This is a genomic window from Pseudomonas sp. MF7453 (assembly GCF_016405455.1).
Lineage (GTDB): Bacteria > Pseudomonadota > Gammaproteobacteria > Pseudomonadales > Pseudomonadaceae > Aquipseudomonas > Aquipseudomonas paralactis.
The window spans coordinates 108,041-120,607 of record NZ_JAEKCN010000006.1; the positions used below are offsets into that span (position 1 = coordinate 108,041).

General features: G+C 60.8%; 10 protein-coding genes. 9 read left to right on the forward strand and 1 reads right to left on the reverse strand.

All coding sequences use genetic code 11. The features are described 5' to 3' along the window. Positions 1 to 21 precede the first annotated feature (21 nt). The 7 genes from JFT63_RS11380 (at position 22) to JFT63_RS11410 (ending at position 8,749) form a co-directional block, all read left to right on the forward strand. Positions 22 to 765, forward strand: a complete 744-nt coding sequence (locus JFT63_RS11380; RefSeq protein ID WP_198843966.1) for a response regulator — start codon at positions 22 to 24, stop codon at positions 763 to 765. Next, positions 762 to 2,093 (forward strand): ATP-binding protein, encoded by a 1,332-nt coding sequence (locus JFT63_RS11385; RefSeq protein WP_057703022.1) that lies wholly within the window; start codon positions 762 to 764, stop codon positions 2,091 to 2,093. The genes JFT63_RS11380 and JFT63_RS11385 overlap by 4 nt, the downstream gene beginning before the upstream one ends. A 170-nt stretch (positions 2,094 to 2,263) precedes the next feature. Then, positions 2,264 to 3,061 (forward strand): helix-turn-helix transcriptional regulator, encoded by a 798-nt coding sequence (locus tag JFT63_RS11390; protein WP_057703023.1) that lies wholly within the window; start codon positions 2,264 to 2,266, stop codon positions 3,059 to 3,061. A gap of 48 nt (positions 3,062 to 3,109) precedes the next feature. Continuing rightward, complete coding sequence (locus JFT63_RS11395; protein ID WP_198843967.1) at positions 3,110 to 4,492, forward strand: aspartate aminotransferase family protein; 1,383 nt, start codon at positions 3,110 to 3,112, stop codon at positions 4,490 to 4,492. 147 nt (positions 4,493 to 4,639) lie between these two features. Then, positions 4,640 to 6,019, forward strand: coding sequence for an APC family permease (locus JFT63_RS11400; protein WP_186562723.1), 1,380 nt, complete (start codon positions 4,640 to 4,642; stop codon positions 6,017 to 6,019). 176 nt (positions 6,020 to 6,195) lie between these two features. Then, positions 6,196 to 7,686 carry an aldehyde dehydrogenase gene (locus JFT63_RS11405; protein ID WP_057703026.1) on the forward strand — a complete coding sequence of 497 codons (1,491 nt, stop codon included), beginning with the start codon at positions 6,196 to 6,198 and terminating at the stop codon, positions 7,684 to 7,686. A gap of 130 nt (positions 7,687 to 7,816) precedes the next feature. Then, on the forward strand, positions 7,817 to 8,749 hold the full coding sequence (locus tag JFT63_RS11410; RefSeq protein WP_057703027.1) for a cupin: 933 nt from the start codon (positions 7,817 to 7,819) through the stop codon (positions 8,747 to 8,749). A gap of 1 nt (position 8,750) precedes the next feature. On the opposite strand, the gene JFT63_RS11415 is transcribed toward JFT63_RS11410, so the two are convergent. Beyond that, entirely contained in the window at positions 8,751 to 9,656 is a 906-nt protein-coding gene (locus JFT63_RS11415; RefSeq protein ID WP_057703028.1) for a LysR family transcriptional regulator, read from the reverse strand. A gap of 402 nt (positions 9,657 to 10,058) precedes the next feature. Between JFT63_RS11415 and JFT63_RS11420 the strand changes: the two genes are divergently transcribed. After that, on the forward strand, positions 10,059 to 11,795 hold the full coding sequence (locus JFT63_RS11420) for a hydrogenase maturation protein (RefSeq protein ID WP_198843968.1): 1,737 nt from the start codon (positions 10,059 to 10,061) through the stop codon (positions 11,793 to 11,795). A gap of 129 nt (positions 11,796 to 11,924) precedes the next feature. Continuing rightward, on the forward strand, positions 11,925 to 12,548 hold the full coding sequence (locus JFT63_RS11425; RefSeq protein WP_198843969.1) for a dTMP kinase: 624 nt from the start codon (positions 11,925 to 11,927) through the stop codon (positions 12,546 to 12,548). Positions 12,549 to 12,567 lie beyond the last annotated feature (19 nt).

Sequence of the window (12,567 nt, forward strand, 5' to 3'; positions counted from 1 at the left end):
CTGGCGCCGGAATGGTTTTAGATGTCTTCCTTTTTTGCCGGGGGGCCTGGGAACGTGAGCAGACTGCTGATCGTTGACGACGACGGAGAGATTCTGGCATTGCTGAAGAAGTTCTTCGTGCAGCACGCCTATGAAGTCGACGTGGCTGCCGACGGTGAAGCCATGTGGGCGGCCATCGCCCGGCAGCGCCCGGACACCATCATCCTGGACCTCATGCTGCCCGGTGAAGGCGGCCTCAGCCTGTGCCAGAAAGTCCGGGCGCAGATGGGCATTCCCATCATCATGCTCACCGCCATGGGCGAACTCAGTGATCGCATCGTCGGCCTGGAGCTGGGCGCCGACGACTATCTGACCAAACCATTCGCCCCCCGCGAATTGCTGGCCCGCCTGCGTGCGGTGCAACGGCGCGCGGGGCAGCCCATCGGCGCGGCCAGCGAGCACTCCCGACCCGTCATTGCCTTCGCCGGTTGGCATCTGGATATTACCTGCCGCGAGCTGCGCTCCCCCGAAGGCGTAATGATTCCGCTGTCCGGTGGTGAATTCGACTTGCTGGTGGTGTTTCTCGAACACCCTCAGCGTATCCTCACCCGCGACCAATTGATCGACCTCACCCACGGCCAGGGCCACGATGCCTTCGACCGCAGCATCGACGTGCAGGTCAGCCGGTTGCGGCGCAAGATTGAGCCCGATTGCAAACGCCCGGACTTGATCCGCACGGTACGCAATGGCGGCTATTTGTTCACCTCCCTGGTCACCCGCTCATGATCCGCCGCCTGTTGCGTCGCGACACCCTGAACCGGCGTATCGCCCTGACCATTCTCGCCGCGATGCTCGCTTCGCTGGCGCTCAATGCCTTGTTCGTCCAGGTGGCCGGGGTCTGGGCGCGCCCGCCTATTGATCGCACCGGGTTACTGGAGCAGATGGCCGCGACCACCAAAGTCATCGAAGCCGCCCCTGCAACGTTGCGCCCGCAACTGGCGACAGCGGCCAGCGATGCCCGGCTGCATGTGGCCTGGCATAACGACACAGCGGATTTCGGCCTTCCCGACGGCAACACGGCGCTGCAAGCGGGCGAAGTCCCAGGGATACAAGCGCTGTTTGGCACGGGGCGACAAATTCAGGTGTTCAGCCCGGACGATTGGCCGCGTGGCAGCCCCGACGCGCACTATGTGGCGCTCGTGCAGTTGCTCGACGGCAGCTGGTTGTCATTCATTCCGCCTGAACGCACGTGGGGGCTGAGCGCACCTACGCGAATCGCGGTGATCATTACCCTGGGGTTGATCGCGACCTTGTTGGTGGCCTGGTTCGCGACTCGGCAATTGGCCAGGCCGTTGCAGCGTTTCGCCAGTGCCGCCCGGCGTTTTGGGGGGGATCTGCGTGCTCCGCCTATCGACAGCGAGGGCCCCGACGAAATACGCCAGGCCATCATCGCCTTCAACACCATGCAAGCGCAGATCCAGCATTTCATCGGCGAACGCACCCATATGCTCGCGGCCATTTCCCACGATTTACGCGCGCCCCTGACGCGCATGCGCCTGCGTTGCGAGTTCATGGAGGATCTGGACCATCAGCACAAACTGATTCGCGATGTCGAAGAAATGCAGTCGATGATCAACGCCGCGCTGGCGTTCTTTCGCGATGATACCGTGCTGGAGCAAAGCACCGTGTTTGATCTGTCGGAGCTGCTGCAAACCATTATTGACGACTATCGCGACCAGCATCTTGCGGTTGATTTCAGCGGCCCGGCCCACCTGGTTTATCAAGGGCGGCCACTGGGACTTAAGCGGGTGATCGTTAACCTGTTGGAGAACGCCGGCAAATATGCGCGCCACCCTGGCATCGCCCTGAGTGGCGACGATCAGCGAGTCTATATCGAGGTCCGTGATCAGGGGCCGGGGATTCCCGAGGCCGACCTTGAGCGCGTATTCGACCCCTTCTTTCGTCTGGAAACCTCGCGCAATCGTAATACCGGTGGCGTAGGGCTCGGGCTTTCAGCGGCGCGCGCCATTGTGCGCGAGCAGGGCGGCGAACTGACGCTCAGCAACCGTCTGCCTGGCCCAGGCCTGGTGGCGCGGGTCGAGCTGCCTCGATAGCCCGACAGGCACAACCCGTCACCCTAACGGGTGATTTCGATGACTTGGCGGCTGTGGGACTATCACTTCAGTCCCGGGCGCCAGTGACGTGGCGCCGCACCCCAGCATTCTGACGGCGAGTCTTCGAAGTGGAAAATGACCGGTTTTCTTCAGCCCAATGGTTCGAGCAGATGGCCCGCGTCACCGCGAACATCGGCAATGCCGGCTTTGCCGCCGCACTGTTTGAGGCCCTTGGGTGTATCTGGCCGATTCAGGCCACGACCCTGTACTTGTACCCCCGCGACGGGATGCCCAGCGCATTGTTCGAGCTGGACGGGCCATGGCTGCCGCAAGGCAACGTGCGCCAGTACCTGTCGGGTTTCTATCTGCTTGATCCGTTCTACGGTGCCTGCGTGGAGGGCGCCGCGTCCGGCTGCTACGACCTCGCCGATGTAGCCCCCGATCACTTCGAACACAGTGAGTATTACCAGTCGTTCTACCGGCATTCGCACCTGGAAGATGAGCTCAATTACATCCATCAGGCAGGCAATGGCCTGAGCCTGGCGGTGTCGCTGGCCTTCACGCAAAAGCTCGATGCCACCACCACGCAACAATTCAAGCGCATCACGCCGTGGGTGCTGGCGGTGCTGGGCAAGCACTTTGTCGGCCTGGATGCGCAGGGCGCACGGTTTGAGAGCTTGCTGGAGCAGCGTATTCATTCGGCACTCAATAACTTCGGCTCGTCGCTGTTGACCGAGCGCGAATGCCGGATCGCCCAGTTGATCCTGCGGGGCCACTCCACGCGCTCACTGGCCGAGCGCCTCGGGGTTTCCGAGGACACCATCAAGTCCCACCGTAAACACATCTACAGCAAGCTCGATATCGGTACGCAATCGGAACTGTTTTCGTTGTTTATCGATTCGTTGGCCGAAGCCCAGGGCGTGCTCAGCAAAGACCCCCTTGAAAGCTACATGAGCAAGAACCGCTGAGCCGGGCCGCTCACCCAGGCATGACTACCCACAACAAGAGAAAAAGCCATGAACTTACCCTTCGAACCCAAGCGCCGGACCCAGGACTATCAGCAGTCTGATGCGGCTCACCATATCCATGCCTTTGTGGATCAAAAGGCGCTGAATGCCGAAGGTCCCCGCGTCATGGTCCGTGGTGAGGGCCTGTACCTGTGGGACAGCGAAGGCAAGCGTTATCTGGACGGAATGTCGGGCCTGTGGTGCACACAACTCGGTTACGGGCGCAAGGACCTGACCGCTGCCGCCGCGGCGCAGATGGACCAGTTGGCCTACTACAACATGTTCTTTCACACCACCCACCCGGCGGTGATCGAGTTGTCCGAGCTGTTGTTCAGCCTTTTGCCGGCTCACTACAGCCACGTGATCTACACCAACTCCGGCTCCGAAGCCAACGAGGTGCTGATCCGTACCGTGCGCCGTTATTGGCAAGTGCTCGGCAAGCCGCAGAAGAAAATCATGATCGGCCGCTGGAACGGCTATCACGGCTCGACCCTGGCGGCGTCAGCCCTGGGCGGCATGAAGTTCATGCATGAGATGGGCGGCTTGATTCCGGACGTTGCGCATATTGATGAACCGTATTGGTTCGCCCAGGGCGGGGATTTGACCCCGGACGAATTCGGTCGGCGCTGTGCGCTGCAACTGGAAGAGAAGATCCTGGAACTGGGCGCGGAAAACGTCGCAGGCTTTATCGCCGAACCCTTCCAGGGCGCAGGCGGCATGATCTTTCCACCGCAAAGCTATTGGCCGCATATCCAGCGGATCTGCCGTCAGTACGATGTGCTGCTGTGTGCAGATGAGGTGATTGGTGGTTTTGGCCGCACCGGCGAATGGTTTGCTCACCAGTATTTTGGGTTCGAACCCGACACCCTGTCGATCGCCAAGGGCCTGACGTCCGGCTACCTGCCCATGGGTGGTCTGGTGCTGAGCAAGCGCATGGCCGAGGCGTTGGTGGAGCAGGGCGGGGTCTTCGCCCATGGCCTGACGTATTCCGGGCATCCGGTCGCGGCGGCAGTGGCGCTGGCCAATCTCAAGGCGCTGCGCGATGAAGGCATCGTGCGCCAAGTGAAGGAAGACACCGGGCCGTATTTGCACAAGCTTTTGCGCGAAACCTTCGCCAATCACCCGCTGGTTGGCGAGATCCAGGGTGCCGGAATGCTCGCGGCCTTGCAGTTCGCCGAGGACAAGGACACTCGCAAACGCTTCGCCAATGAGAACGACCTGGCGTGGCAGTGCCGCACCTTTGGCTTTGAAGAAGGCGTGATCATTCGCTCGACCCTGGGCCGCATGATCATGGCACCGGCCCTGGTTGCCACACGCGCGGAGCTCGATGAACTGGTCGACAAAACCCGCATCGCGGTAGACCGCACCGCACGGATCGCGGGAAAGCTGTGAAGGGCTGAGCGACTTCGCTTGTCGGTGGATTGAACCGGGTGGGCACCGAACATTGGGCTGCCCACCCAACCCCATGGATGACTCATTAACGGTGTCGATCTGATCGAACGCCGCGGCGCCCTGCATTCCCATTTCCAGGAGTCAGCAATGAATACAATAACAAACGCAGCCGATACTCCCGCTCACCACACGCCGTCCCCATCAACCTCATCGCGCCGTTTTCGACAACCCCTGGGCCTGGTCGGGCTGGTGCTGTTTGGACTGGCGTATATGGTGCCGCTGGCGGTGTTCACCACCTACGGGCTGGTGACGCAAATGACCAAGGGCCACCTGGCCACCGCTTACCTGTTGACGCTGGCGGCCATGTTGCTCACGGCCTACAGCTATGGCTGCATGGTCCAGGCGCATCCCTATTCGGGCTCGGTCTATACCTACACGCGCAAGGCGTTTGGCGCCTGCTTCGGTTTTATCGCCGGATGGACCTTGCTGCTGGATTACATCTTCCTGCCGCTGCTCAGCTATTTGTTGATCGGCATCTACCTGTCCGAATACTTTCCCGGCGTGCCGACTGCCGTATGGGTACTGGGCTCCATTGCCCTGGTGACGGCGCTCAACCTGGTGGGTATCGAGTCGATCACCCGAGTCAACTGGGTGCTGATCGTGGCGCAACTGGTGTTCATCGTGGTGTTTGTGGCGTTGTCGATCCACAACCTGAGCGGGCAGGCCGAACCGGTGTCGTTGCTCAAGCCGTTTCACCATGACGGCTTCAGCGTACCGCTGATCATGACCGGCGCGGCGGTGCTGTGCTTGTCGTTTTTGGGCTTTGATGCGGTGTCGACCATGGCCGAAGAAACCCCCAACCCGCGCCGTACCATCCCTATTGCAATCATGGCGGTGTCGTTGATCGGTGGGCTGTTGTTCCTGGTGGTTTCCTATTGCGCGCAGTTGGTATTCCCGCAATGGAGCAGCTTCGCCGACCCTGACTCGGCGTCGGTGGATGTGATGCGCCGCGTAGGCGGTGAGCTGTTGGTCAGCGCCTTTACCGCGACCTATGTAGCGGGCTGTTTCGCCTCGGCGATGGTCTCCCAGGCCAGTGTGTCTCGCGTGCTGTTCGCAATGGGCCGCGACGGTGCGCTGCCCAGGGTGTTCGGCAAGCTGGTAACGAAGAAACGCGTGCCGGCCAACGCGATCATGCTGGTCAGCCTGTTCTCGCTGATCGCTCTGTTTATCACGCTGGACACCGTGGCCAACATGATCAGCTTCGGCGCGCTGTTTGCGTTTTCGGCGGTCAACCTGGCAGTGATCAAGCATTACCTGGGCGACCAGAAACTGCGCGGCACCCGCAACTACCTGCTTTACGCCGTTCTACCGGGCCTGGGGTTTCTCAGCACGCTGTGGCTGTGGACGAGCCTGTCGGGCATGTCATTCACCATCGGCTTGTGCTGGATGGGCCTGGGGCTGCTGTGTTTGTTCTGCGTCACACGTGGCTTCCGGGTACGTATGCCGGACCTGCAAATGGCTGAATAAACATCAACCCCTCGGTTCATTTGTAGGCGCGAGCTTGCTCGCGAAAAACGTCAACGATAACGGGTTTTTCTTGAGTGAACGCGGCGCCTATGGGGTTTTCGCGAGCAAGCTCGCGCCTACAAAAGCCTTAAGGCTGACCAGATGTTTACCTATCCATCCCCCTTCAGGAATACAGCATGTTCAACCTCGAATACTGGCAGCAACGCGCTGCCCGCCAAACCTTCATCAACACCGCCCTGATCGACGGCCAACCTGTGAGTGCACGGTCCGGTGTCACGTTCGACACCATCAACCCGGCGACCCAGCAACGGCTTGCGCAGGTCGCCGCTTGCGGTGACGCAGAAGTTGAGCTTGCGGTGCGGTCCGCGCGCCGTGCGTTTGACCAGGGGCCCTGGCGGCGAATGCCACCAGGCGAGCGCAAGAAAATCCTGCTTAAACTCTCCGAGCTGTTGATGACCCACCGTGAAGAACTGGCGCTGCTGGACTCCCTGAACATGGGCAAGCCGGTGATGGACGCCTATAACGTCGACGTACCCGGTGCCGCTCATGTGTTCGCCTGGTACGGCGAAGCCTTGGACAAAATCTACGACCAGGTCGCGCCGACCGCCCACAACGCCTTGGCGACCATCACCCGCGAAGCGTTGGGGGTGATTGCGGCAGTGGTGCCATGGAACTTCCCGCTGGACATGGCCGCCTGGAAACTGGCGCCTGCTTTGGCGGCGGGCAACAGTGTGGTGCTCAAGCCCGCTGAGCAGTCACCGTTCTCTGCACTGCGCCTGGCGGAATTGGCCCTTGAAGCGGGGATTCCGCCGGGTGTACTGAACGTGGTGCCTGGCATGGGCGAGAGCGCCGGCAAGGCCCTGGGGTTGCACTCGGACGTGGATTGCCTGGTGTTTACCGGCTCCACCCAGGTGGGCAAATACTTCATGCAGTACGCCGCCCAGTCCAACCTCAAGCAGGTCTGGCTGGAGTGTGGCGGCAAAAGCCCGAACCTGGTGTTTGCAGACTGTCAGGACCTGGACCTGGCGGCCGAAAAGGCGGCGTTCGGGATTTTCTTTAACCAGGGCGAAGTGTGCTCGGCCAACTCGCGCCTGTATGTGCAACGCTCCATTCACGATGAGTTCGTCGAGCGCCTGGTCGCCAAGTCCCGGGCATGGATACCCGGCAATCCCCTGGACCCGCGCAGCGCTGCCGGTGCAATCGTCGACAGCGGGCAAACCGCACGCATCATGCAAGCCATCAGCCAGGCGCGCACCGACGGCGCCACGCTGTTGGTGGGGGGCGAGCAGATGACCCTCAACGGTTCATCAAACTTCATCCAGCCGACGATCTTTGGCGACGTCACCCCGGGTATGAGCCTTTGCCGCGATGAAGTGTTTGGCCCCGTGCTGGCGGTGAGCGCCTTCGACACCGAAGAACAGGCCGTGCAGCAGGCCAACGCGAGTATCTACGGCCTGGCGGCATCGGTGTGGAGTGACGACCTGAACCGCGCGCACCGCGTGGCTCGCGCCCTGAATGCCGGCACTGTGTCGGTCAATACAATCGACGCGCTGGATGTCACGGTGCCCTTTGGCGGGGGCAAGCAGTCCGGCTTTGGGCGTGATCTGTCGCTGCATTCGTTTGATAAGTACACGCAGTTGAAAACCACCTGGTTTGAGTTGCGTTAACGGCCCCGTTTCGCATAACTGCTGTGCAGGTGCAGGGATTAATCCGCCAGCGCACACTGCCTATAGTTGATTCACGCACTGCAGCGCTTAAAAGCGCTGCGGGCTCCAGCCAACGACTGAGGTGAGCCTGATGAACCGTGAATTCAACCCCGCGCTGGCGGATATAAACCAGGTGGACGCCGAGTACTTCGAGTACAGCAAGGCGGCCAACCCCATCAGTGCCAACCTGATTGCGCGCATTCCCTACCACAGCTTTCCCGCCTCGTTATACGACAGTGGCCCTTCACGCGTGGTCCCGCTGGACCTCAGCGAGGCCTTGGGCTGCGAAGGCCCCGCGACAGGTCCCGGGCTGTGCGCGAACTTCATGCGTCTTAACCGTGGCGACACGCTGACCTTGCAACCCAATGCGACCTCCCAGGTGTTCTATGTGATCGCCGGGGAGGGCAGGCTGGTTCAGGGCGAGCATGAGATTCAATGGTCAAAAGGCTGTTTTATTGCCTTGCCAGGCTTGCAGGCGGTGCACTTCAGTGCCAGCCAGGATGCGCGTCTTTACTACGTGCACGATGAACCCTTGCTGCGCTACCTGGGAGTGACACGTAGCGTAGACCGCTTCGCGCCGACGCTCTACCCCGCAGCGTTGGCTAACGCCAAGTTGCGCGAAGCGGCCGACGATCCCCGGGCGCAAGACCGCAGCCGCATCAGCATTTTGCTGGGCAACCGCAACTTCCCCCAGACGCGCACCGTGACCCATGTGCTGTGGGCGATGTACGGCATCCTGCCGGCAGGCTCGGTACAAAAACCTCACCGGCACCAGTCGATTGCGCTGGATTTCATCATTGATTGCCCGTCGGGGTGTTACTCGCTGGTGGGCACCGAGCTGGACGCGGATGGTCAGATCCGCAATCCGCAGCGGGTGGACTGGTCGCCTGGCCTGGCATTTGTCACGCCTCCGGGCTATTGGCACGCGCACTTCAACGAATCGGACACCGAGGCGTTCCTGATTCCGATTCAGGACGCAGGGCTGCAAACCTATCTGCGCTCCCTGGATATTCGCTTCAGTTGAGTCATGTCCACTCAGGCGTCTGGCCCAGTCGCTCAACGATAAAGTCGATAAAACACCTGACCTTGGACGACACGATGCGCTTGGGCGGGTAGACAAACCACACGGCGAAGTCGCGCTCGACATCGCGTATTCGCCATTGCGGCAGCCACACGAGCAGCTCGCCGGCCTGGATGCTCTGGGCGACCAGCCAATCCGGTAACAGGGCAAAGCCCAACCCTTGGCGTGCGGCGATCAGTTGGGCGTCGAGGTCATTTATCCGAATGCCGCCGTTATGCAGCAGCGGTGCGACCTGGTCCCCGCAGACAAAGCTGATAGCGCCCGCAGGAGAGGTACCCAGCACCGCGGGCACACCGGTGAGGTCGGTTGGGGTTGTTGGTGCACCGTGCTGCCCGGCAAAAGCCGGGCTCACCACCACGCGGTAATGGCCGTCGCAGAGTTTGCGCGCCTTGAGCGTTGAATCGGCCAGCGCGCCAATGCGAATGGCTAGATCAACGCCTGCATGAATCAAGTTGACCTGCGCGTTGTCCAGCACCAGTTCCAGGCTGATTTGCGGGTAGCGCGCGCCAAAGTCCTTCAAGGCCGCAAGGATGTGATGGCGGGCGAAGGCCGGTGGCAGGTTGAGCTTCAACACGCCCCGGGGCTGCTCGTTTAACGCAGACGTCGCCGCTTTGGCATGTTCCAGTTCATCCAGCACCCTGCGCGCGTGCATCAGGAAGGTTTGGCCGCCTTCGGTCAGGTGCAGGGTGCGTGTGGAGCGATTGAACAGCGCGATACCCAGGTCCTGCTCAAGGTCCTTTACGTAGCGTGAAACCGTGGACGCCTTGATCCCCAACCGCTCGGCGGCGCGGGAGAAGTTATTGCCTTCGGCGGCTTCGACGAAGGCGGTGAGGGCACTGAAATAGTCCAAGGACAGCCTCGGGGCAGGGCAGGGAGAGGTGCAGATTGTTGAAGTTTGGACGGTGCTGTCAACCTTATGTGCTTAGCCAGTCAGTCAAGGATTTTGTAGGCGCGAGCTTGCTCGCGAGAAACCCATAGGCACCGCGTTTATTCTGGAAGCACTTTGCACCTGAATGTCGCTCAACTGCGCATCCTTGAGCTCTGCGAAACGCTGCTTGAGCAATACCTGGGCTACTTTTGGCTAAAGAGTGTCTGCGTCGTATTCAAGCGTGCGGATCTGGGCATTGCTCATACAAAATTGATCCGGATCAGGTGGCGCGGCTGCCGCGCTCTATAACCTTGGGCTTCCATCAAAGGCCAGGGACGGCTCAAGGAGCACCTCTGGTCGCCCAATCTCAAGGAAGAGTCAGCCATGCGATCACTGAAGATCCTGTTGTTATCCTCGGCATTCAACGGTTTGACCCAGCGGGCCTGGCTGGATTTGCGCCAGGCGGGTCACGATCCCAGCGTTGTGGTGTTCACCGATGAAATTACCGTGTGCCGCCAGGTCGAGGCGTCGGGGGCCGATCTGGTGATCTGTCCATTTCTCAAGGACCGGGTACCCGAGCAGCTATGGAACCACCCGCAGCGGCCGGTGGTGATCGTCCACCCAGGCATCGTCGGTGACCGTGGCGCCAGCGCGTTGGACTGGGCCATCACCCGGCAGGTTAATCGCTGGGGCGTCACGGCCTTGCAGGCGGTGGAGGAAATGGACGCTGGGCCGATCTGGTCGACCTGCGAATTCTACATGCCCGCCGATGTGCGCAAATCCGAGCTGTACAATGGCCAGGTAAGTGACGCGGCGATTGTCTGCATCCGCGATGTGGTGGAAAAATTCGCCACGGGCTTTGTCCCTGTGCCCCTCGATTACACCCAACCCGACGTTATCGGGCGATTGCAGCCGAACATGACCCAGGCTGACCGAACCTTCAGTTGGTTCGATTGTGCAGCCTTTATCAAGCGCAGCATCGACGCCGCCGACGGCCAACCCGGTGTGTTGGCAAGCCTGCTGGGCGGGCAATATTACCTGTACGACGCGCACCTGGATTCACGCCAGGGCACCCCAGGGGACATTCTCGCGGTCCAGGATGACGCAGTGTTGGTGGCGGCTGGGGATCACAGCCTGTGGATCGGCTCGCTCAAACGCAAGGCCCAGCCAGGGCAGGAGACCTTCAAGCTGCCGGCGCGTCATGTGCTGGCTGAACAAATGGCTGGCGTTCCGGTGCTGGACAGCTCGATCGCGCAACAGCGTTTCAATGCGCTGGCCTATCAACCGATTCGCTACCGGGAGACCGATCACGTCGGCGAACTGACATTTGAGTTCTACAACGGCGCCATGAGCACCGAGCAATGCCAACGACTGGTGGCTGCATTGCGCTGGGCCAAGGCGCGAGACACCCAAGTGTTGCTGATCAAAGGCGGGCGCGGCAGTTTTTCCAATGGCGTGCACCTTAATGTGATCCAGGCCGCCAAAGTGCCGGGGCTGGAAGCCTGGGCCAATATTCAAGCCATCGACGATGTGTGCCAGGAACTGCTAACCGCCAGGCAACTGGTAATCAGCGGCCTGACCGGCAGCGCGGGCGCAGGCGGCGTGATGCTGGCGCTGGCCGCCGATATTGTTTTGGCCCGTGAGGGCATAGTGCTCAACCCGCATTACAAAACCATGGGCCTCTATGGCTCCGAATACTGGACTTATAGCCTGCCAAGGGCCGTCGGCAGTGAAGTCGCGCACAAGCTGACCGAAGAATGCCTGCCCATCAGCGCCGTCCAGGCTCTGGAATACGCAATGGTTCAGGACATCGGCCCGCGCTGCCCACACACCTTTGATCTGTGGCTCTCTCAACAGGCCCAAAGCGCGCTGACCAATCCTCAATACCGGGACGCACGCGCGCGTAAAGCCATGTTGGATATTCAGCAAATTGAACGCTGTCGCGAGCATGAGCTGGCACAGATGCAGTTGGACATGGTGCAAAACCGCCAGCAGTTTGCCGAAAAGTGCCGCAACTTCGTGTTCAAACGCAAAACCTGCCAGACCCCGCAGCGGTTGATCGCACCATGGGCGTTGACGTACGAGGCTGGCATGCCGGAAAGCCGAATGCTGAACGGTTGACGCAGGGAGGGCGCTTCGGTCCAGTCCCGCCTCGCATTGGGCAATAAGGTTCCCCATAATGGAGGCCAACTTGCCCAAACTCCGAGACCTCATGGAACCGCACAACCTGAACGATAACGCAGCGCTCGTATGACTCGGGCGCTGTTTGTTTCGTTGGATGGGCCCAAGGGCACCGGCAAAACCACGCTGTTGGAGGCTGTTACGACAGCATTGAGGGCCGACAACAAAAAGGTCGTCCGCCTGTGCGAGCGCAAAAGCGATCCCTATCGAGCGCAAACGATGGCTCTGGTTAACAAATTCGCCAGAGACCCCAGCCGGGATCTGGAGCTTGAGGTGTGTGAACGCTTTGCCGACAGCCGCAGCTGGATCACCCGACACGTACTGGCTGCGCAGCCACCCGACAGCATCATCTTGATGGACCGCTGGTACCCGTCCGATGCCGCGTTTCGGCGGTTGATACCGTTTAAAGACATTCTTGCGCTGAACCTTGACCGACAGGTGCAAGTGCCGGATCTGCATGTGGGGGTTGTCACCACTGCGCAAATATCCTGGGCGAGGGCAGCGGCACGGCGGCGTGGGTTGAGCAGTACGGTGATGTTCAGGCTGGAGGAACAGGTGGCTTGTACAGAGGCGTTTGAGCGGGTGGGTGTGGGGCATGGGTGGGCGTTGTGTCGGAATGAAGGGACGGTTGAGGAGGGCGTGAGGTGGATGGTATCCGAGGTCCATAAAGTTCTTCGGGCACAGGCAGGTTGATGTGTAGGCTGTAGCTTCG